Source organism: Rhodanobacter sp. FW106-PBR-R2A-2-24, from assembly GCF_058789615.1.
Genome location: NZ_JBYTBV010000002.1, coordinates 2,752,763 through 2,773,732, shown reverse-complemented (window position 1 = coordinate 2,773,732; position 20,970 = coordinate 2,752,763). Strand labels below are relative to the sequence as shown.

20 protein-coding genes and 1 pseudogene are annotated in these 20,970 nt (G+C 68.9%); 15 read left to right on the top strand and 6 right to left on the bottom strand.

Annotated features, from left to right (window positions below):
* Window positions 1-106: 106 nt before the first annotated feature.
* The 8 genes and pseudogenes from AC3WQA_RS13780 (at window position 107) to AC3WQA_RS13745 (ending at window position 8,279) form a co-directional block, all read left to right on the top strand.
* Window positions 107-2,362 (top strand): TonB-dependent receptor, encoded by a 2,256-nt coding sequence (locus AC3WQA_RS13780; RefSeq protein WP_492675614.1) that lies wholly within the window; start codon window positions 107-109, stop codon window positions 2,360-2,362.
* A 155-nt stretch (window positions 2,363-2,517) separates the two neighbouring features.
* Window positions 2,518-3,675, top strand: coding sequence for a sialidase family protein (locus AC3WQA_RS13775; protein ID WP_492675613.1), 1,158 nt, complete (start codon window positions 2,518-2,520; stop codon window positions 3,673-3,675).
* Window positions 3,672-4,130, top strand: a complete 459-nt coding sequence (locus AC3WQA_RS13770; protein WP_492675612.1) for a hypothetical protein — start codon at window positions 3,672-3,674, stop codon at window positions 4,128-4,130. Before AC3WQA_RS13775 ends, AC3WQA_RS13770 begins: the two co-directional genes overlap by 4 nt.
* Window positions 4,131-4,139: 9 nt before the next feature.
* Complete coding sequence (locus AC3WQA_RS13765) at window positions 4,140-4,523, top strand: ATP-binding protein (protein ID WP_492676365.1); 384 nt, start codon at window positions 4,140-4,142, stop codon at window positions 4,521-4,523.
* 56 nt (window positions 4,524-4,579) lie between these two features.
* Complete coding sequence (locus AC3WQA_RS13760; protein WP_492675611.1) at window positions 4,580-5,170, top strand: response regulator transcription factor; 591 nt, start codon at window positions 4,580-4,582, stop codon at window positions 5,168-5,170.
* A 297-nt stretch (window positions 5,171-5,467) separates the two neighbouring features.
* Window positions 5,468-5,590, top strand: a complete 123-nt coding sequence (locus AC3WQA_RS13755; protein ID WP_492675610.1) for a GNAT family N-acetyltransferase — start codon at window positions 5,468-5,470, stop codon at window positions 5,588-5,590.
* A 21-nt stretch (window positions 5,591-5,611) separates the two neighbouring features.
* Window positions 5,612-6,307: pseudogene (locus AC3WQA_RS13750) on the top strand (GNAT family N-acetyltransferase); the annotation flags it as partial.
* Between the two features lie 157 nt (window positions 6,308-6,464).
* Window positions 6,465-8,279: a sensor domain-containing diguanylate cyclase gene (locus tag AC3WQA_RS13745; RefSeq protein WP_492675609.1), complete on the top strand. Its 1,815-nt coding sequence runs from the start codon at window positions 6,465-6,467 to the stop codon at window positions 8,277-8,279.
* Between the two features lie 22 nt (window positions 8,280-8,301).
* Here AC3WQA_RS13745 and AC3WQA_RS13740 read toward each other — a convergent pair whose 3' ends face one another.
* Both AC3WQA_RS13740 and AC3WQA_RS13735 read right to left on the bottom strand, forming a co-directional pair.
* Window positions 8,302-9,612: a M56 family metallopeptidase gene (locus tag AC3WQA_RS13740; protein WP_492676364.1), complete on the bottom strand. Its 1,311-nt coding sequence runs from the start codon at window positions 9,610-9,612 to the stop codon at window positions 8,302-8,304.
* Between the two features lie 7 nt (window positions 9,613-9,619).
* Window positions 9,620-9,985: a BlaI/MecI/CopY family transcriptional regulator gene (locus AC3WQA_RS13735; RefSeq protein WP_492675608.1), complete on the bottom strand. Its 366-nt coding sequence runs from the start codon at window positions 9,983-9,985 to the stop codon at window positions 9,620-9,622.
* Between the two features lie 191 nt (window positions 9,986-10,176).
* Between AC3WQA_RS13735 and AC3WQA_RS13730 the strand changes: the two genes are divergently transcribed.
* A complete protein-coding gene (locus tag AC3WQA_RS13730) occupies window positions 10,177-11,535 on the top strand; it encodes a 3-oxoacid CoA-transferase subunit B (RefSeq protein ID WP_492675607.1) in 1,359 nt (452 codons plus the stop codon).
* Between the two features lie 3 nt (window positions 11,536-11,538).
* Here AC3WQA_RS13730 and AC3WQA_RS13725 read toward each other — a convergent pair whose 3' ends face one another.
* The 3 genes from AC3WQA_RS13725 to AC3WQA_RS13715 all read right to left on the bottom strand — a co-directional run bounded on the left by AC3WQA_RS13725 (window position 11,539) and on the right by AC3WQA_RS13715 (window position 13,960).
* Window positions 11,539-12,516: a sensor histidine kinase gene (locus AC3WQA_RS13725; protein WP_492675606.1), complete on the bottom strand. Its 978-nt coding sequence runs from the start codon at window positions 12,514-12,516 to the stop codon at window positions 11,539-11,541.
* Between the two features lie 22 nt (window positions 12,517-12,538).
* A complete protein-coding gene (locus AC3WQA_RS13720) occupies window positions 12,539-13,270 on the bottom strand; it encodes a response regulator transcription factor (protein ID WP_492675605.1) in 732 nt (243 codons plus the stop codon).
* Window positions 13,271-13,345: 75 nt separating this feature from the next.
* The gene (locus AC3WQA_RS13715) at window positions 13,346-13,960 is read right to left on the bottom strand and encodes an arylesterase (protein WP_492675604.1); all 615 of its coding nucleotides are present in this window, start codon (window positions 13,958-13,960) and stop codon (window positions 13,346-13,348) included.
* Between AC3WQA_RS13715 and AC3WQA_RS13710 the strand changes: the two genes are divergently transcribed.
* The 5 genes from AC3WQA_RS13710 to AC3WQA_RS13690 all read left to right on the top strand — a co-directional run bounded on the left by AC3WQA_RS13710 (window position 13,959) and on the right by AC3WQA_RS13690 (window position 19,395).
* Window positions 13,959-14,660, top strand: coding sequence for an ABC transporter ATP-binding protein (locus AC3WQA_RS13710; RefSeq protein ID WP_492675603.1), 702 nt, complete (start codon window positions 13,959-13,961; stop codon window positions 14,658-14,660). The two genes, AC3WQA_RS13715 and AC3WQA_RS13710, sit on opposite strands and share 2 nt — an antisense overlap.
* Window positions 14,661-14,829: 169 nt before the next feature.
* Complete coding sequence (locus tag AC3WQA_RS13705; protein WP_492675602.1) at window positions 14,830-17,313, top strand: ABC transporter permease; 2,484 nt, start codon at window positions 14,830-14,832, stop codon at window positions 17,311-17,313.
* Window positions 17,314-17,359: 46 nt separating this feature from the next.
* The gene (locus tag AC3WQA_RS13700) at window positions 17,360-17,989 is read left to right on the top strand and encodes a glutathione S-transferase family protein (RefSeq protein ID WP_492675601.1); all 630 of its coding nucleotides are present in this window, start codon (window positions 17,360-17,362) and stop codon (window positions 17,987-17,989) included.
* A 75-nt stretch (window positions 17,990-18,064) separates the two neighbouring features.
* Window positions 18,065-18,265: a glycine zipper domain-containing protein gene (locus AC3WQA_RS13695; RefSeq protein ID WP_492675600.1), complete on the top strand. Its 201-nt coding sequence runs from the start codon at window positions 18,065-18,067 to the stop codon at window positions 18,263-18,265.
* Complete coding sequence (locus AC3WQA_RS13690; protein ID WP_492675599.1) at window positions 18,262-19,395, top strand: SLC13 family permease; 1,134 nt, start codon at window positions 18,262-18,264, stop codon at window positions 19,393-19,395. The genes AC3WQA_RS13695 and AC3WQA_RS13690 overlap by 4 nt, the downstream gene beginning before the upstream one ends.
* A 99-nt stretch (window positions 19,396-19,494) precedes the next feature.
* Here the strand turns inward: AC3WQA_RS13690 and AC3WQA_RS13685 are convergent, their stop codons facing one another.
* Window positions 19,495-20,268 carry a DUF4097 family beta strand repeat-containing protein gene (locus tag AC3WQA_RS13685; protein WP_492675598.1) on the bottom strand — a complete coding sequence of 258 codons (774 nt, stop codon included), beginning with the start codon at window positions 20,266-20,268 and terminating at the stop codon, window positions 19,495-19,497.
* Between the two features lie 138 nt (window positions 20,269-20,406).
* Between AC3WQA_RS13685 and AC3WQA_RS13680 the strand changes: the two genes are divergently transcribed.
* A complete protein-coding gene (locus AC3WQA_RS13680) occupies window positions 20,407-20,967 on the top strand; it encodes a hypothetical protein (protein WP_492675597.1) in 561 nt (186 codons plus the stop codon).
* The last annotated feature ends 3 nt before the right edge of the window (window positions 20,968-20,970 follow it).

Below are 20,970 nucleotides of genomic sequence, written 5' to 3'. Positions count from 1 at the left end.
CTGCGCGCATCCCGCCACCAAACCACCGCTGCGACAACGCGCCATCTGCCGCGGGCATGGCAGCGACCTATTCTTGCAACCCTAGATCCCCATCCAGAGTATCGCCTTGAACGCCCTCCCCCTCGGCCTTTGTGCAGTGGCACTCGCCGTGTCTGCCAGCCCGCTGCCGGCCGCCGATGTTCCCGCTCCCACCACCACGCTCGCCCCGGTCTCGGTGCATGCCAGCGACACCATGGTGATGGAAACGCCCAGCGTGCAGGTGCGCATCCGGCGGCAGAAATTGCAGCAGCAGAACGTCACCGAAAGCGCCGACGCGCTGAAGTACGCGCCGAACATGCAGGTGCGCAAGCGCTACATCGGCGACCCCAACGCGGTGATCAGCGGCCGCAACGCCGGCACCCTGCAGAGCGCGCGCAGCCTGGTCTATGCCGACGGCCTGCTGCTCTCCAACCTGATGACCAACGGCTGGGACGGCGCGCCGCGCTGGGGCATGGTCGCGCCCGCGGAAATCGGCGCGGTGGACATCCTGTACGGCCCCTACTCCGCGCTATATCCGGGCAACTCACTGGGCACCACGGTCTTGATCCACACCGTGCTGCCGCAGCAGTTCACCGCCACCGCAAGCACCCAGTTCTTCAGCCAGGAATACCGCGACGCCTACGGCGCCGGCGGCCATTACAACGGCCACCAGGCCGCCGCCACGCTGGGCGACAAACAGGGGCGCTTCAGCTGGTTGCTGGAACTCAGCCGGCTCGACAACCACGGCCAGCCGATGCAGTACGCCACCGCGAAGGCCGGCGGCAACCCGGCTGCCGCAGTGCCGGTCAGCGGCGCCGTGCTGGACCGCAACCCGAATGGCTCGCCGCGACTGGTCTACGGCGCCAACAGCATCGAGCACACCGTGCAGGACCAGGGCAAGCTGAAAGTCGGCGTCGACCTCACCGAGCGCGTCGCCGCGCTGTTCACCGTCGGCTGGTGGCACAACCGCGCCGAGGACCGCACCCGCAGCCTGATCCGCGACGCTGCCGGCAACCCGGTCGCCGGCGGCGTGATCAGCGCCGCCGGCCAGACCTGGACGCTGCCGGCCAGCGGGCTGGCGCCTTCCTCGTCCAATGACACCCACCTGCTGTACGGCGCCGAGTTCAATGGGCGTCTCGACAACGGCTGGCGCTGGACCGCAGTGGCCAGTCACTACGACTTCCTGCGCTCGCAGGCGGCCACGGCCAACCGGGCCGAACCGGGCGCGCCCAGCGGCGGCCCCGGCACCATCGCCGACCGGGCCGGCTCCGGCTGGGACACCTTCGACCTGCGCAGCTCCGGCCCGCTCGGCGAGCGCCACTTGCTGTACGTCGGTGCACATGGCGACCGCTACGTACTGGACAGCCGCGTGCGCAACGCCAGCGACTGGCGCGGCGACGCCGACGGCGCGCGGGTCAGCGCGTTCGCTGGTCGCACGCAGACCCGCGCGCTGTACCTGCAGGACGTATGGAGTTTCGCCGACGCCTGGGCCCTGACTCTCGGCGGCCGGCTGGAGCAGTGGCGCGCCTACGGCGGCCTGCGCGCGAACGCGACGAGCACGCTGCGCTACGCCGATCGCCGGCGCACCGACTTCTCGCCCAAGGCCGCGTTGAACTGGGACATCACCGACGGCTGGGAACTGCGCCTGGCCTACGGCAAGGCGGTGCGCTACCCCACCGTGACCGAGCTGTTCCAGGGCAGCCTGTCGGCCAACGCGATCGTCAACAACAATCCCGACCTCAAGCCCGAGATCGACCAGTCCACCGACCTCACCCTGACCCGCCACCTCGAGCATGGCCACTGGCGCGTCTCGCTGTACCAGGACCGCATCGCCGATTCGCTGTACTCGCAGACCGACATCACCGTCACCCCCACCGTCACCAGCGTGCAGAACATCGACCGCATGCGCAGCCGTGGCGTCGAGGGCGAAATCAGCCTCACTGACGCATGGATCAACGGCCTCGATCTTTCGGCCAGCCTTGCCTTCAACGACGCCAAGACGCTGGCCGACCGCCAGTACCCGCTGGCCAACGGCAAGTCTTTCCCGCGCATCCCGAGAGTCCGCGCCAGCGTATTCGCCGATTACCGCTTCGCGCCGCAATGGGACGCCTCGCTCGGCATCCGCCATTCCGGCCGCCAGTACGGCACGCTGGACAACAGCGACCCCCTGGACACCTACGGCGCGGTCAGCCGCTTCACCGTGGCCGACGCGAAGCTGCGCTGGAAGTTCGCGTCGGACTGGAGCGCCGCGCTCGGCGTGGACAACCTCACCAACGAACACTACTGGGTCTACCATCCCTACGCCGGTCGCACCTGGTTCGGCGAGTTGCGCTGGGAGTTGTGAAAAGCTGCCAGACCCTGCGTGCACTACTCCCTCCCCTGCTCGCAGGGGAGGGTTGGGGTGGGGTCGCTCTTGATTGCAAAGTCAAAAGCCACCCCCTCCCAACCTCCCCCTGCAAGCAGGGGGAGGAGCCAGAAACCGGCTCTCGAGGAAAACTTGTGCGTCGTCTATTGATCACCCTGCTCTGCCTGCTGCCACTTGCCGCATTCGCCCACGACGGCATGCGCATGGAGATGCCGAAAGGCCCGGAGCTGGGCGCCAGCGCCGCGTTCGACAGCCATGGCCGGCTGTACGTGATGGATGCGGCCGACGGCCACGTGCGGCTGCGCCACTCCGACGACGACGGCCGCACGCTGAGTGCGCCGGTCGAGGTGAACGCCACCGCCGAGCGCATCTATGCCGAGGGCGAGAACCGTCCAAAAATCGCGTTCGGGCCGCATGACGAAATCTACGTGAGCTGGTCGCAGCCACGCGTCGCGCCATGGACCGGCTTCGTGCGTTTCGCCCGCTCGACCGACCGCGGCGAGCACTTCAGCGAACCGCTGACCGTGCACCACGACCGCGCCGAGATCACCCACCGCTTTGACGCGCTGGCGGTGGACGGCAAGGGCCGCATCGTGATCGCCTGGATCGACAAGCGCGACCTGATCGCTGCCGGCAAGCCGTACCTGGGCGCGGCGATCTACTACAGCTGGTCGGACGACGGCGGCAAGAGCTTCTTGCCTGAACGCAAGCTCATCGACCAGAGCTGCGAGTGCTGCCGCATCGCACTGGCGCGCACGCCCGATGGTGAGGTCGCCGCCTTCTTCCGCGCCATCTACGGCGCCAACATCCGCGACCACGCCTACGCCGTGCTGCATACGGACGGCCAGACCAGCCCGGTCGCCCGCGCCACCTTCAGCGACTGGCAGATCGCCGGCTGCCCGCACCACGGCCCCGGCCTGGCGATCGGCAGCGACGGGATTCGCCATGCGGTGTGGTACGAGGCCAAACAGGGCCCGGCCATCCATTACGGCCAGCTCGACCCAGGCCACCCGCCGCAACATGCGCTGACCATCGCCGGCGCTGGCGCCAGCCACGCCGACGTGGCGGTGGACGGCCGCACCGTATGGGTGGTGTGGAACCAGGTGAACGCCGGCGGCTACGCGCTGATGCTGCGGCGCTCGAGCGACGGTGGCGTGCACTTCGACGCGCCCCGCGACATCTCCCATAGCAGCGGTGCGGTGGGCTCGCCGCAGCTGCTGCTGAAACAGGGCCGTGCGTTCGTGGCCTGGAACACCGCCGCCGGCTTCCGCCTGGTCGAGGTAACACGATGAAGCGCCTGCTGCTCGCTTTCGCCCTGTGGTTGCCGGCGCTGGCCTGTGCCGGCACGCTGCAGCCGCTGGCCGGCGCCGACGTGCCCGCCCTGCTGCAACCGCCGGCGCACGGCATGCGCATCATCGCGCTGTGGTCGCTCGACTGCGCCTACTGCGAGCCGAATCTCGAGGCGCTCGCCAAGCTGCAGCGTGCCAACCCGCACGGCATCGAACTGGTCACGGTGACCACCGACAGCATCGCATTGCGCACGGCGATCGAGGCGCGCCTGCACAGCATGAAGATGGACGTCTATCCCGCTCGCGCCTACGCCGAGGCCTCGCCCGAACGCACCAACTTCCTGCTCGACCCGAACTGGGGCGGCGAGACGCCGCGCGTGCTGGTGATCCGCGCCGACGGCGGCCGGCGCGGCATCAGCGGCGCGCTCACCCCGGCGCAGCTGCGCAAGCTCCCGTAGCACGGGGGCATCCCACAGGCGTCCTCACGGCGGCGCCGTACTGCCTGCCGGCGCCGGCATCACGGCGCTGCCGTCGCCCCCGCCGCCGTACCGCCCCTGCTCAACAACGCCGCCGACGCCTCCGCCCAATGCGATGCGCGCGAGGTGCTGCTGCAGGTCGGGCGCGAAGGCGGGCATCTTCAATTCCTGGTGATCGACCGCGGCCCCGGCTTCACCGCCGCCAGCAGCGACGCACGGTTGGGCAAATCGCAAAAGCAGACCGGCCTCGGGCTGGGCCTCACCCTTACCGTGGCCACCGCCGAGCGACTGGGCGGCGAGGTGACCACGCGCAATACCGAAGACGGCGCGGTGGTCTGCCTGCGCCTGCCGCTGAGCGCCATCTCGCCGCGCTGAGCGCCAGGCGCGCCACATGCGGCAAAATGGGTGCCGGCCCTCCTCCGGATTCCCCCATGACCGAATCAGTTCAACCCGCCCCCGCCCACCCTCTCCTGCTGGTGGACGACGACGCCACCTTCGTGCGCGTACTCGGTCGCGCGCTGGTGTCGCGCGGTTTCGAGGTCTACACCGCCACCAACCTCGGCGACGCACGCCAGCTGGCGCGCCGCCACCAGCCGCGCTACTGCGTGCTCGATCTCAAACTCGGCGAGGAAAACGGCCTGCGCCTGATCCCCGAGCTGCACACCCTGGTGCCGGAGATGCGCGTGCTGCTGCTCACCGGCTACGCCTCCATCGCCACCGCGGTGGAAGCGATCAAGCGCGGCGCGCACGACTACCTTGCCAAGCCGGTGGACGCCGACGCCGTGGTGCGCGCCCTGCTCGACGGCGACAACGGCGGCGACACCGACGACGACGACCTGCCCGACGCCCCCGAAGCACCGCTGGCGCTGCGCCGGCTGGAGTGGGAACACATCCAGCGCGTGCTCACCGAATGCAACGGCAACATCTCCGAAACCGCGCGCCGGCTCGGCATGCACCGCCGTACCCTGCAACGCAAGCTGAGCAAGCACCCGGTACGCGAGCGACCCGACAGCGAGGATTGAGCCGCCTGTGAAAAAATCGCCCGCCCGCCGCGCCCACCGCCAAACGCCGTGATGCACCACGCGCCGCGCTGTCGTAGCATGGCCGGGCACGGAGCCGGCTGGTCGCCGGGGCGCCGCGCCCACGGGGGTGGTATGGCGGACAGCAGCGGCAAACGCGACAACCGGGTCGGCATCCGCGTCGGCAGCGCCGGGTCGCGGCCTGCAACCCGCAGCCCGGAGCCCGCCCCCCGCATCCGGACTCGGCAGGAGACTCGCGACAGCCACGACCCGCTGCCCGTGTGCGCGCCCGCGCCGACCTTGGCGTCCCTGGAAACGACGCGCCTGCGCCTGCGCCCGCTCTGCGCGGCCGACCACCAGCTCTACCTCGATCTTTATACCCACCCCGACACCATGCGCTACATCGGCCGCCCCCTGACCTAGGCGCAGGCCACCGCCCATTTCAGGCGGGCCGTGCAGCGACAGGCGCGGCCCACCCTGGATGACAAAATCCTCATCATCGAGGAGAAGTCGACGCGGCATCGCCTCGGGATTTGTGCCACGGCAAGCTTCGACGAGCGCACCGCGAGCATCGAGGCCGGCGTGATGTTGCTTCGGCCCTTTCGCGCCTGCGGCTATGCCGGGGAGGCGCTGACGGCGCTCGTGGACGGAATATTCACCCACTCCCCGGTAGATGAGGTTCGGGTGCGATTCTCGGGGCTGTCCCGGGCCGCCGTGCGGCTCAGCGGGCGCCTTGGCCTGCAACCCGTCGCCGCCGTGCCGCAAGACACCGGCCCGCTGTCCGTGCGCACCTGTTCGATGCGAAGGGCAATGTGGCCGCGGCGCCCCGACCCGACTCGATTTTCCCAGCAAGGCCACCCCATGTCGGACGTCATCGGTTTCCTTGAAAGTGTCGGACGCGATGCCAGCCTGCGTTACGCCACACCAGAGACGCTCGAAGATCGGCTGCGCGACGCCAGGCTCGATGTTGGCATCCGGGACGCGATCCTGGCTGGCGACCGGAATCAGCTCGGCGCCCTGCTCGGCTGCCAGGAGCTCTATTGCATGGTTGCCCCCGGCGAGGAGGATGACGACGAGGATCAGGACGACCCCGACGCGCCATCGACGCCAGCCGCATCCCGCTGGGCCCGCATCCGGTAAGCGGCGTCCATCCATGCCAGGACATCCCGCCATATCCAGGATCGGCGACAGCACGGCACCACCCGCCCCTAGCGCGAGGTTCCGCCCGGCGCAAACGCCGTCGCGTCCCGTCGCGTTCAACCGCCGACTGTGGTGGCAAGACGTCGCGCACCGGCTGTTGTCCGCGCGCCAGTTGCTTGCGTGCTGCCTCCTGCTGCTGGCATGCCTGCACGTCGGCCAGGCGCACGCTGCCGGCGATACGCCACCACCTGGTGTCGACCAGTTGCTCGACCAGGCTGACCGCGTCAAAACCTCCGACCATGCCCGCTTCCTGTCGATCCTCGCCCAACTGTCCACCGGCAGCGGCAAGCTGTCCAAGGATCAGCGCCAGTACCTCGATTACCTGCAGGCGTGGCAGTTGGTCTTTAACGGAGACAACGCCGCAGCGATCGCCCGCATGGATGCGATCGTCACCGGCGCCAGCGACCCTAATCTCCGCTTCCGCGCCAATGCCAACATCATCAACATCCTCGGACTCGACTCCCGCTACAAGGAAGCCTTTGCGCGGCTCGCCACCCTGGTGGCCGACTTGCCCAAGGTGAATCGGCAACAGGAACGCGTGCCAGGGCTCGTCACCATCGTGCAGCTCTACATCCAGGCCGGGCAACACGATCTGGCCGTGAACTACGCGAACCAACTGCTGCTGGCCGACACCAGCGACGACGGCCAGTGCAAAGGGGGGTTCTTCCTGGCCTACGCGATCTACAGCGACAACAACGCGCACCAGCCCGACCGGCGCATCCAGCAAGGCCTCGATGCTTGCGAGCACCTCGGCGACCGCATCTACGCGAACGGCATCCGTACTTTCCTCGCCAGCTCGCTCCTGGCCGACCACCAACCCGATGCCGCCATTGCCCTGTTGCGCCGACACTACGCCGAGGCTCTCGGCACCCGTTACAACCGGGTCATCGCCCAGTTCGAAAACCTGCTCGCCCAGGCCTACCTGGCCAATGGCGACGCCACCCAGGCCAGCCGCTTTGCCCTTGCGGCCATTGATCATTCCGCCAAGGGTGAGTCCAGTGCGACGCAGGCACAGGCCTACCGCACACTCTTCGAGGTCGCCAAAGCAGGCCAGAACTGGCAAGCCGCCCTCGGCTACCACGAACAGTACATGGCGATCGACAAGGCTTATCGCGGCGACAGCAGCGCGCGCGCGGTGGCCTACGAGGTCACCAAACTGCAGATGCAGGAACGGCAGCAGAAGATCGCGGCGCTCAGCAAGCAAAACCAGATTCTGCGACTGCAACGCACGCTGGATCGTCAGACGCTGGAAATAAGCCGGCTCTATATCGCCCTGCTGGCACTGGCCGCCGCGGCGATCGCCCTGCTGGCGCTCCGCCTCTGGCGCTCGCAATTGCGCTTCAAGCGCATGGCGCACCGCGACGGCCTCACCGGCGCCTTCAACCGCCAGCAGTTCGTGGCCCTGGCCACCAGCCAGCTCCTGCAGGGCCAGCGCGCGAACCGCGACCTCTGCGTGGCCATCCTGGACATGGATCACTTCAAGCCGATCAACGACCAGCACGGCCACGCCATGGGCGACCGCGTGCTGCAGATCGCCGTGCAGACCTGCCAATCCCATCTGCGCACCCACGATCTGTTCGGCCGGCTCGGCGGCGAGGAGTTCGGCATCCTGCTGCCCGACTGCAGCCTCGCCCAGAGCCGCCTGCGCATCGAGCAGATCCGCACCGCCTTGGCGGCGCAGGCGGCCGATGCCGCAACGGTGAGCATCCCGATTTCCGCCAGCTTCGGCATCGCGCACACCTCGGTGCACGGCTACGAGCTGGGCAAGCTGCTGATCCACGCCGACGCCGCGCTCTACCGCTCCAAGCACGAAGGGCGCAATCGCGTCAGCCTGGCCGGCCGCGACGAAACCAGCTTCGACTGGCCCGCCGCGTCATCGTCCGACCCGGATCAGCCGGTGACGCTGCAGTAGCTCGCCGCATGACGGGAGCAGCTCAGCAACCGATGCTGGGCGTCAGTTCGATCCTGAGCGTATCGTCCTCGACGGTCTTGCCCTGCTTGTCGACGTGTTCGCTGCCAAACTGGATGACACCCATCTCCCCTGGCCTCGTGCGCACCCAAGGACTGCTCGGTTCACTCAGCGGGCCACCACTCATGCTGCCCCGGATTTCCAATTGCCCATGTTCGGCAGGAACCACGGTGAATCGACCCTTCCACGGCGGCATCTTGCCAAGATTCGTCTCCGTCAGATCGTAGAACTGGCCGGGCTTCAGGCACACGGTGGCCTGCAGGCGTGGCGGCTGGTGGCTCACACCAAAGGTCACCTTCAAGGTATAGCCCTGCTCGGTTGTCGCCGAACCGACTCTCCCCGGCGACACCGGCGACGTCGTCGCATAGACGCTGCCGGCAAGCGCCAACGCCGCGTTCAAGACTACAAACGAACCACACGCGCGACGCAACTTTCCCGGCTGATGCAGCTTCAACATGGCAATACGCTCCGTAAGTGGATGCCGCGGGGACCACGTGCAACCCACCGGCAGCGCGAATGCCGCCGACTGGGTTTTCAACATGGCGTTGGCGTAGCTGCGCCGTTGCGTGCCGTGCCTGCGCAACACCGCCGCGTCGCAGGCCAGTTCCTGGTCGTGGCGCAGGGCGGCCAGTGCCCACCAGGCCAGCGGGTGGCACCACAGCAGTGCGACGAACAGTTGCGCGAGCAGGCACCACCAACCGTCGCCGCGCCGCGCATGCGCGTCTTCGTGGGCAAGGATCAAGGCTTGCTCGACGGCGTCATAGCGTTCGGCGAAATCCGCCGGCAGCACGATGCGGCTGCGCCACGCGCCGACCAGGGCCGGGCCGATGTCGCTGCTCGCGGCGCGCAGCACCGGCCGACGCGACGGCATATGCATGAGCGGTGCGGCGTCACGCAGTCGTTGTCGATAGCGGCGTTGCGCCAGAACGGCCAGCGCGAGCACGACGGCGGCACCGGCCAGCCACAGCAACAGGGCGCCGACGCGACCGTCGAATCCGCCTGCGGCGCTTGCGCGCGGTGCTGCCGTGCCCATCGCCGAGGTGATCGTGTAGACCAAGGGCGGCAACGGCGTGGTCGCCACGACAGCGTGCGGCAACTGGCTGGCCAGCAGCGCCAGCGGCGGCAGCAGCCACAACTGGAACGCGCGTTCGGCGCCGAACCCGCGCCGGCACGGCTTGCGCAGTGCGGCGACGAACAGCACCGCCGCGGTGAAGGCCAGCAGCGCCAGCCAGCCGCGCGCGGTCCAGGCCGCCGCCAGCGCTTCAAGGCCCGGCATCTGAGGATTATTCATCGTCGAGCTCCTTCAGCAGCTTGCGCAGTTCGGCAATGTCCTTCTTGCTGAGCTTGCGCTGCTCGGAGAAATGCGCCACCAGCGGCGCCACGCGGCCGTCGAACAGGCGGTCGAGCAGGCCCTTGCTCTCCTGCGAGACGTATTTCTCGCGGGAGAGCAGCGGCGTGTAGAGGTAACGGCGACCATCCTTTTCCGCTTTCACCGCCTTCTTCTTCAGGAGGCGGTTGAGCAAGGACTTCACCGTGCCTTCCTGCCAGTCCTGCGCCGGACCGACCTCGGCGAGGATCTCCTCTGCACTGCGCGGCGATGCGTACCACAGCACCTCCATCACCACCGCCTCGGCTTCACTGATTGCCATGGCACCACCGTTTACACGTGTAAGTGAATCGATGTTTACATGCGTAATTGATCGAGTCAAGCGCTATCCCACGCCGGCATTCCCCGCGCACGGGGGAGGGAGAGCAAGCTTTTGCGACCACGGCACTGAGGCAGGCAGGTGGGTATCCGTCGTATCCTTGGCGTCTGATTCCCACGCATGAAGGCACGGCAATGGACAAGGTTTGCGCTAGCGCTGGCAAGGCTCTCGACGGGCTGCTGTTCGACGGCATGACGATCGCGGCTGGCGGCTTCGGCCTGTGCGGCATTCCCGAAAACCTGATCGGCGCGCTGCTGGAGGCCGGCACCAAGGGGCTGACCATCGTCGGCAACAACGCTGGCGTGGACGATTTCGGCATGGGCCCATTGCTCAAGACCCATCAGGTGAAGCGCGTGTATGCCTCCTACGTGGGCGAGAACAAGGAGTTCGAGCGCCAGGTGCTGGCCGGCGAGCTGGAGCTGCACCTCACCCCGCAGGGCACCCTGGCCGAGAAGCTGCGCGCCGGTGGCGCCGGCATCCCGGGCTTCTACACGCGCACCGCGTTCGGCACCCAGCTGGCCGAAGGCAAGGAAACCAAGCTGTTCGACGACAAGGAGTACGTGCTGGAGGAAGCGATCCGCGCCGACGTCGCCATCGTCAAGGCGTGGAAGGGCGACCGCCTCGGCAACCTGGTGTTCCGCGAAACCGCGCGCAACTTCAACCCGATGATCGCCACCTGCGGCAAGGTCTGCGTGGCCGAAGTCGAGGAACTGGTGGAAGTCGGCACGCTCGACCCGAACAACATCCACGTGCCGGGCATCTACGTCGACCGCATCATCCAGGGCGCGACGTACGAGAAGCGCATCGAGTTCCGCACCATCGCCGGCGCCAACACCGGCAAGGAAAGCCCCTTGCGCACCGCACTGGCGCAGCGCGCCGCGAAGGAGCTGCGCGACGGCTACTACGTGAACCTCGGCATCGGCATCCCCACCCTGGTGGCGAACTTCATCCCCGCCGGCATGGACGTGGTGCTACAGTCGGAGAACGGCCTGCTCGGCATCGGTCCGTTCCCCACCGAGGCGCAGATCGATCCCGACCTCATCAACGCCGGCAAGCAGACCGTGACCACCCTGCCCGGCTCGGCGTTCTTCTCCAGCGCCGAATCGTTCGCGATGATACGCGGCGGCCACATCGACCTGGCGATCCTCGGCGGCATGGAAGTCTCCGCCACCGGCGACCTCGCCAACTGGATGGTGCCGGGCAAGATGGTGAAGGGCCCCGGCGGCGCAATGGATCTGGTCAGCGGCGTGCGCCGCGTGGTGGTGCTGATGGAGCACTGCGCAAAGGACGGCTCGTCCAAGATCAAGAATCAGTGCGACCTGCCCATCACCGGCCGGGAGTGCGTGGATCTCATCATCACCGACCTGGCCGTGTTCGAGGTGGCCAAGGGCAAGGGCCTCACCCTGATCGAGCTCAACCCCGGCGTGACGCTGGACGAGGTGAAGGCCAAGACGGGCTGCGCCTTCGCCGTGGGCGCCGCGCTGGCACGCTGACGCTCACTCCACCACGGGCAGGGCCGCCGGGAAGCGCACGCACGCACAGCCTGGCTGCCCCGGCCCACCCTGCAACTCGAACTGCCAGGCGAAGCGGTCGCTGATGCGCTGGGCGATGGCCAGTTCGAAGCTGTGCCGCGTGTCCTGCGCGGTGACATGGCGCGGCACATGGCTCACCGTGATCGCGGCGGGCTGCACCACGATCCGCACCCGGCCATCTTCGGCATGCTGGCAAGCATCGCGGATCAGCTGCCAGCACAGCACCGAGAACGCGCGCACCGAACCCTGCAGGGCGAAGCTCGCCGACTCGTCCAGTTGCAGATCCAGCGGCTGCTCAGCCATCAGCTCGCGTGCCGTTTCCAGCTCGCGTCGCAGCACCTCGTTCACCACGAAGCGCTCGACGGTGCAGCCGAGGTCGGATTCGCGCGCGAGGATCAGCAGCACCTCCACCAGCGCCTCCAGCTCGCGCGTGGCGCGGTGGATGCGCCGCACCGAGCGCTGGCCGGATTCGCCCAGGCCAGCGTCATCGGCAAGCATGTCCACTGCCACGCGGATCACGGTGAGCGGCGTGCGCAGTTCGTGGCTGGCATCGCGGGTGAAGTTGCGCTCGCGCTCGCCGTAGTCGGCCACCCGCCGGGCCAGACCATGCACGCCGCCGGCCAGCACGGCGAGATCGTCGCCAGCCGGCTCGCGCTGCGCGTGATCCTGCAGCGCGCGCAGGCTCGGCGCATCGCCGCGCCAGTCGCCGACCAGCCGCGCCAGCGCGCTCACCGGCTGCCACGCCCGCCGCAGGCCGACCCAGGCCAGTGCACAGCCCACCGCCAGCGCCGCCAGCACCGGCAACAGCCAAGCCTGATCCCGCGCCACCACGACGCAACCCGTGGTCGCCACCGCCAGCTGCAGGACGAACCACCCGGCGACACGCCGGCCAAATGCGCTCCTGCGGACGAGCGCCGCGTCCCGCCCTGCTTCTGCTTTCATCTACGGACTGATTACCTGCTTGTCACGCCATCTGGGCGACGCCAGCCACTTCCGCATCGAGATCCGCGAGCCGGTAGCCAGCCGAATGGATGGTATGTAGCAGGGGACGCGCGAAGGGTTTGTCGATCACCCGACGCAGGTTGTACAGGTGTGAGCGCAAGGTGTCCGAATCGGGCAGCATGTCGCCCCAGATCTCGCGCTCGATGTCGCGCCGGGAAACCACTCGCGGCGACTCGCGCATCAGGATCGCCAGCAGCTTCAGGCCGATCGGCGAAACGGTGAGCTCCTGCCCCGCGCGCGTGAGCCGCAGCGTGGCGGTATCGAGCACCATATCGCCCACGTTGAGCACCTCGGCGGAAACCTGGCGGCGATCGCGACGAATCAGCGCGCGCAAGCGCGCCTCCAGCTCACGCACCTCGAATGGCTTGACCAGGTAGTCGTCGGCACCGGCTTCCAGGCCGATCAGCTTGTCTTCCAGCGTGTCGCGCGCGGTGAGCATCAGCACCGGCGTGGCCTTCTTCGCCTCGCGGCGCAGCTTGCGGCACACCTCCAGGCCATCCAGGCCCGGCAGCATCAGATCCAGCACGATCACGTCGTAGCTGCCTGATATCGCCAGGTGCAGACCACTGGAACCATCGGCGGCGTAATCCACCGAATAGCCGCGCCCTTCCAGAAACTCCCCCACCGTCTCGGCGATCTGGCGATTGTCTTCCACCAGCAGAATCAGGCCGGCCTGCTCGTCGCGTCCGCTCATGACATCCCCCTGTGTGGTTTCACGTTTGTGAAGGCGAGTCAAACGGGTGCGATGTGATATTCGCGTGAAAATACGTTATCGCACCAACGGACGCAGCTTTTCCCATACATTTTCAAGCACCTGCGGCTCACCGGCAGCAGTCGGATGCAGGCCATCCGGCTGCATCAGGGCCGGCTGGAGCGCCACGCCCTCCAGCAGGAAGGGCAGCAGGGCCACGTGCTTGCGCCTGGCCAGGCCGGCGTATACCGCGCGCAGGCCGTCGCGGTATTGCGGGCCGTAGTTCACCGGCAATTCGATGCCCAGCAGCAGCACTTGCGCATGCGTGGCCTGGGCCGCGCTGACCATCGCGGTGAGGTTGTCGCCCAGCTGGTTCAGCGGCAGGCCTTGCAGGCCATCGTTCGCGCCCAGCTCGATCACCACCACGCGCGGCCGGTAAGTGGCCAGCAGCGCCGGCAAGCGGTTGCGCCCGGACAGCGAGGTCTCGCCACTGATGCTGGCATTGACCACGCGCCACGGTGGCACCATCTTGCCAAGGCGGATCTCCAGCAAATGCACCCAACCTTGATCCACGGCGATGTTGTGCGCGGCGGAAAGCGAATCGCCCAGCACCAGCACGCTACGCGTGGTCGTCTGCGCCATCGCGGCACCCGTCACCAACAGCAAGCACAGCACCCACAGGAAACGACGCATGAGCGGCACGCCTCAAGCCATCCTCGAAGCCACGGATGTTAGCAAGTCGGTGGACGGCCCCGAGGGCCGGCTCGCGATCCTCGACGGCGTGAGTCTCGCCGTGGCCGCGGGCGAGAGCTTCGCCATCGTTGGCGCCTCGGGCTCGGGCAAGACCACCCTGCTCGGCCTGCTCGCCGGGCTGGACACGCCAAGCCGCGGCGGCATCCGCCTGGCCGGCCATGCGCTGGAGACCCTGGATGAGGAAGCGCGCGCCGACCTGCGCCGCCGCCTCGTCGGCTTCGTGTTCCAGTCCTTCCACCTGCTGCCCGCGCTCAGCGCCGAGGAAAACGTGATGCTGCCGCTGGAACTGGAAGGCGATGCGCAGGCGCGCACGAAGGCCCGCGATGCGCTGGATGCGGTAGGCCTGTCGGCGCGGCGCCGGCACTACCCGGCGCAGCTTTCCGGTGGTGAGCAGCAGCGCGTGGCGATCGCCCGCGCCTTCGTGCACGGCCCGCGCCTGCTGTTCGCCGACGAGCCCACCGGCAACCTTGACCAGCGCACCGGCCACCACATCGCCGAACTGCTGTTCGCGCTGAACCACGACCATCGCACCACCCTGGTGCTGGTCACCCACGACGCGCAGCTGGCGGCACGTTGCCAACGGCGCATCGAGTTGGAGGAAGGACGCGTGGTGGCACACGCGGCGGTGGTGGGCGCATGAGCGCACCCATTTCTCCCCTTACCCGCTTTTTACGCTTGTTCCCCTCGCCCGCTTGCGGGAGAGCGGCCGGGGGAGAGGGAGCACATCGGGTCGCACTAACAGATACGGGAAGCAGAACATCGCGCCTCCACGCGCAGGACACCGCGCCCACGTCCACCGGGGCGCAGCCATGAAGCTGCTGCGCCTGGCCCTGCGCAATCTGCGCCGTGAATGGCGGCTACCCGAGCTGCGCACGCTGGCCGGCTCGCTGCTGTTGGCCGTGTTGGCGCTGGGCGTGGTGGCCACGCTGGCCGCGCGGGTGGAGCGCGGCATCCTCGCCAGCGCGGCGGAGTTGATCGGCGGCGACATCGGCATCTCGGCGCCGCAGGCCGTACCGGATGCGTTTGCCGACGTGGCGCGTCGCGATGGCCTCGCCATCAGCCACGCCGCCGGCTTTCCCAGCGTGGCCTTCGCCCATGGGCACAGCCAGTTGCTCGACGTCGAAGCCACCGACGGTGCGTATCCGCTGCGCGGCAAGCTGGTGTTGGCGGATGTGCACGACCACCAGCGCAACGGCCATGGCCCGGCCGTCGGCACGGTCTATCTTGACCACCGCGCGCTGGTGGCGCTCGCGCTCAAGGTGGGCGATACGCTGCAACTGGGCGGCAAGCCGCTGCGCATCGCCGCCGAACTGGTGCAGCAACCCGACGGCGGCGCGCTGGTGTCGCTGGCGCCGCGCGCGCTGATGAGCCTGCCCGACGCGGAGCAAGCGGGCCTGCTCGGCAACGGCAGCCGCGCGCATCACCGACTGCTGCTGGCCGGCACGCCCGAGGCCGTGCAACGCTGGCGCGCCTGGGCACAGCGCCAGACCCTGCCGCAGGGCGCGGAACTGATCACGCCGGAGCAGACGCAGGAACGCATGCGTACCGCCTTCGACCGCGCTGGCGCCTTCCTGCATCTCACCGCTTTGCTGGCCGCGCTGCTCGCCGGCGTGGCGATCGCACTGTCCGCGCAGCGCTATGCACGACGCAAGACGCCCGAGGTAGCCCTGCTGCGCGCGCTGGGCACGCCGCGCCGACGCGTGCTGGGCCTCTTGCTCGCCACGCTCGCCGCGCTGGCGCTGCCGGTGGCGCTCGCCGGCGTGCTGCTCACGCTGGGCGCGGCGCAGCTGGCCTGGCAGTTCGCACGCACGCTGTTCGGCGGCATGCCCACCGAGCTGCCACTGTGGCCCGCGCTGGGTGCTGCGGCGATGGGCCTGGCGGTGCTGGCCGGCTTTGCACTGCCGCCGCTGCTGCGCTTGGCCGACGTACCACCGGTCGCGGTGTTCCGCGAGAGCATGGCGCGCCGGGTGCGCCGCTTCGACGTGTTGTATCTGCTGCCTGCGCTGGTGGTGCTGGCGTTGATCTGGAGCCAGAGCGGCTCGCTGAAACTCGCCGGCATCCTCGCTGCCAGTCTCGCCGGCGTGGCGCTGGTGGCCGCGCTGCTCGCGGCGCTGCTGCTATGGCTGGCGCGGCGCGTGGCGCCGGGCGCGCATCCCGCGTTGCGGCTGGGACTCGCCGCCCTCGCCCGGCGCCGGGGCTTGAGCGTGGTGCAGGCCACCGCGCTCGCGCTCGGCCTTACCGCGCTGCTGCTGTTGTCGGTGGTGGCGCCCGCCCTGCTCGACGGCTGGCGCCAGGAGCTGCCCGTCGACACGCCGAACTGGTTCGCGCTGAACCTGCAGGACGACCAGCGTGCCGGCTTCACGCAGGCGCTGGCAGGCATCGGCGCCGACCAGCTCAACATGATGCCGCTGGCGGTGGGCAAGCTCGTCGCCATCGACGGCAAGCCGATGGACAGCCTGCACTTCGCCGACCCGCGCGCGAAGGACTGGGCGGATCGCCAGCTGCGCCTGTCCTGGGCCGCTGCGCTGCCGGGCGCGAACCGGGTGATCGCCGGCCATTGGTTCGCGGCGCAACCGGCGCAGGCCGAGGTATCGGTGGATCGGATGTGGCGCGACATGTTCGCGCTGAAGCTGGGCGACACGATGCGTTTCGACGTGGGCGAAAGCCGCGTCGACGCGAAGATCACCAGCTTCCGCAACGTGGACTGGAGCTCGTTCCGGGTCAACTTCTTCCTGCTGCTCGACCCCGCGCACGCCGGCGCGCTGCCGCACACCTGGCTGGCCAGCTTCCACCTGCCGCCCGGCCACGCGCAGGCGATGGCGCAGCTGTCGCACGACTATTCCAACCTGAGCCTCGTCGACGTGGACGACCTGCTGACGCGCATCCGCCAGATCGTCGACCGCGTCGGCGGCGCGGTGCGCTGGATCCTTGGCTTCAGCCTGCTCGCCGGCGCACTGGTGCTGGCCGCCTCGCTGGCCGCCAGCGCCGCCGAACGTCGCCACGAAGCCGCCCTGCTGCGTACGCTGGGCTCACGCCGCAGCCAGTTGCGCGTGGCCGCCGCCTGCGAGTTCGCCCTGCTCGGCCTGATCGCCGGACTCACCGCCGCGCTGGGCTCCGCCGGCGCGGGCCTGTGGCTGGGACGCGCGGTGTTCCGCATCGATGACTTCGCGCCGCCGGCATGGCCGCTGGCGCTGGGCGCGCTGGGTTGTGCGCTCGTGGTGATGCTGCTGGGCCTGGTGGGCACACGCAAGGTGACGCGCACCTCGCCGATGCGGCTGTTGCGGGAAGGATGAGGCAACCGTCACCATCCGCGGGTTCGCATCACCACGCGGAGATCCCATGTACACGCTCCACTACGCCCCCGGCACCGCCAGCATGGTGGTGCACCTGGCCCTGCTGGAAATCGGCGCGCCCTACGAACTGCGGCTGGTCGATTTCGAGCACGACACGCAGCACAGCGACGCGTACCTCAGGCTCAACCCGCGCGGCGTGGTGCCCACGCTGGTGATCGACGGCCGGCCGCGCCACGAATCGGCCGCGCTGCTGACGATGCTGGCCGAGCGCCATCCCGAGGCGAAGCTGATCCCGCCGCCGAGTACGCCGGAGCGCGAAGCCTGGCAGCAGTGGGTGGTCTATCTCAGCAACACGCTGATGTCCACCTACCGCTGCTGGTTCTATCCCGCCGACCTGGGCATGGCGGAACATACGCCGGAGGTGCGTGCGGCCCTGCAAAAGAAGATCGAGGCGGTATGGAAGCTGCTCGACGCCCAGCTCGCACAGTGCGGCCCCTACCTGCTCGGCACGGCCTTCTCCGGCGCCGACCTGCTGCTCACCATGCTGATGCGCTGGTCGCGCAACATGCCGCGCCCCGCCACCGAATGGCCGGCGCTGAAGCAGCTGGCTGATCTGGTCCGCGCACGCCCAAGCTGGAAGAAGCTGTACGAACTGGAAGGCCTGGGCGGGTGGTGATGCCCGGCGGCAATGCCGCTGTCGCGGACGGATCGAGCCTGTAGAGTGCGTTCTCCACCCACCAAGGAAACACCCATGGCCGACCAGACCCCACCCGGCAAACCCGGTTCCGGACGCCAGCGCAACATTGGCGTCGGCATTGCCCTCGGCGTAGCCATCGGCTCGGCCATCGGCGTCGCGATACACAACCTGGCGCTGGGCATCGGCGTGGGCGTCGCCATCGGCATCGCGCTCGGCGCCAGCCGCCGCGGGAACGGCAGACAGGATCGCGAGTGATCCCAGCCGCCGTCGCCACCGGCTGGCGCACCAGGCTGCGATCCGAATGGCTGTTGCTGCTGTTCGCCGCGCTCGCCTTCGCACTGGCGTTGCTCGACCCGCACCCGCTGGCGGACTACCGCCGCTGGTTGCAGCTCCCCACGCTGGCCGGCTTGCTGGGCCTGATGCTGGCGATCCAGGGCGTCCGCGACAGCGGGCTGGTGCAACACGCGGCGAGCGTGCTGGCCGCGCGCGTGCACAGCCTGCGCGCACTGGGCCTGCTGCTGGTGACCAGCGCCGCCCTGCTCGCCACGGTGCTGACCAACGACGTGAGCCTGTTCCTGATCGTGCCGCTGACGCTGGCCATCGGCGCCATCTCCAACCTGCCGGTGGCGCGCATGGCGGTGCTGGAGGCGTTGGCGGTGAATGCGGGCAGCACGCTCAGCCCCATCGGCAACCCGCAGAACCTGCTCTTGTGGCAGCACTCGCAGTTGCCGTTCCCGCACTTCGTGCTGGCGATGCTGCCCGTGGCGGCCGTGATGTTCGCCCTGGTCGCCGCGCTCACGCTGGCATGGCTGCCGAAAGGCCGCGCGCAGTTCCATCCCGCGCAGGTGGACGGCCATCCGATAACCCTGCCGTTGGCCGTCGGCTCGCTGCTCGCGCTGGCGGCCATGGTGCTGGCGATGGAATACGGCCAGGCCTTGCCGGGCGCGCTGGCGCTGGCCGTGGCCTATGCGCTTGCGGCGCGGCACGTGCTGGGGCGCATCGACTGGCTGCTGCTGGCCACGTTCGCGGCGATCTTCCTCGGCCTCGGCCACTTCGCCGCATTGCCGCTGGTGCAACACGGACTGGATCAACTCGCGCTGGATGATCCCCGCGCCCTGTTCATCGGCGGCATCGCGGCCTCGCAGCTCATCAGCAACGTGCCGGCCACGGTACTGCTGCTGGACCGCGCGCCCGACGCCATCGCGCTGGCGGTCGCGGTGAACGTGGGTGGCTCGGGGCTGGCGATCGGATCGCTGGCGAACCTGATCGCGCTGCGGCTGGCGGATCAGCCGCATGGCCTGCGGCTGTTCCATCGCGTGTCGATACCATTCCTGCTGGTGTGCGCGCCACTGGCGTACCTGGCGTGGCGGTACACCAGCCTGTAGGAGCCTGCCGGCGGGCGGTTTCTGCCTTGCGGCCCCATGCTGGAAAGGGCGTCGCCCGCACGCGGGCTCCCACGAAAATCGTGATCGACCGGTGCCGGGTCAATCGTCCTCGCGCGGCACGCTGACCTTGCCGCGCACGCCGCTGTGGTTGACGTCGCCGCTGCCCTTCGCGCCCAGCGCCAGGTCGCCAGCCACGTCGTGCACGCCGAGATCGCCCGAGCCCAGCGTATCCACCCGCACGCTGCCCGCCACGTTGCGCAGGGTGACGTCGCCCGAGCCGATGCTGCCCACCTTCGCATCGCCGCGGATGTCGCGTGCCTTCAGGTCGCCCGAACCGACCGCACCGACCTGCAGGGCGCCGACGTCCTGCGCATCGACATCGCCCGAACCCACGCTGGCGCTGAAGCGACCGGCGACATGGCTGGCGTACAGGTCGCCGGAACCCACCGTGCCGGTCAGCTCGCGCACGCCGGTCACATGGGCATCGCCCGAGCCCACGCGCACGGTCAGCGGCAGCTCCGGCGGCAACTGCACGTTCGCCTCCAGGCTGGCATGGCTGCTGCCGAACAGGTGCAGGGTGAACACCCCGCCGCCATCGCCCAGCTCGACGATGAGCTGGTCGCCTTCGCGGTGCTGCCTGACCACCAGATGGGGCAGCATGGCCTCGTCCGAGGCGCAGGCACGGCCATCGAGCAGCAATTGCTTCGCACCGGGCACGCCGGTGACGTGCAGGTCGTGGCTGTTCACCTCGACCTGCACGCCGCGCACGCCGGCCAAGTCGAGCTGCAGATGCCGCGGTGCTGTATAGCGGCAGTTGCCGGCCAGGGCGGACAACGGCAGGCACAGCAGGATGAGCGGGACAAGACGACGCATGTGGCAACTCCTCGGGTTGGCGGTACGGTAGTTGGATGCCGCGTATCGCCAAACGGTTGCAAGACCCTTGTGCAGACGCGGTCAACCGGCGACGAAAGCGGGCGTTTGCATGAGCGCCACCTCCCATGGAGCCACCCCATGCAACACCGCAACCTGATCCTCACCGCGCTCGTCACCCTGCTTGCCGCCGGCCCGGTGGCGATGGCGCAGACAGCCGCCCCGGCCACTCCCGCCCAGCCCACCGCCAGCCCCGCCCATGCCGCCGCGCCGGCCTGGCGCCACGATGGCATGCCGTCGCTGGCCCGCATGCACGACATGCGCGGCATGCGCGACATGCGCGACATGCGCGACATGCACCACGACCACGACGTCGGCGTGATCGGCGACCTGCACAGCCTGGAACACCTGTACCGGCAGAACGGCCACAGCAAGGAAATGGTCGCGGTCTACCAGAACGTGCTGGCCAAGTCGCAGGATCCGCGCGTGCGCGACTATGCCTACCACCACCTCGCCCGCCTGCAGGCACAGCCGGCCGACGTGGATCAGGCCATCGCCACGCTGAAGAAAGGCCTGGACGAGAACCTCGCCAATGAGGCGAAACTGCGCGCCGAGCGCGAGCAGATGCGTGCGGCCTGGCAGGCGCATCACGCCAAATCCGCAGCCGCCGCACCGACGGCAGCCACACCCGCCGCACAATGAGCC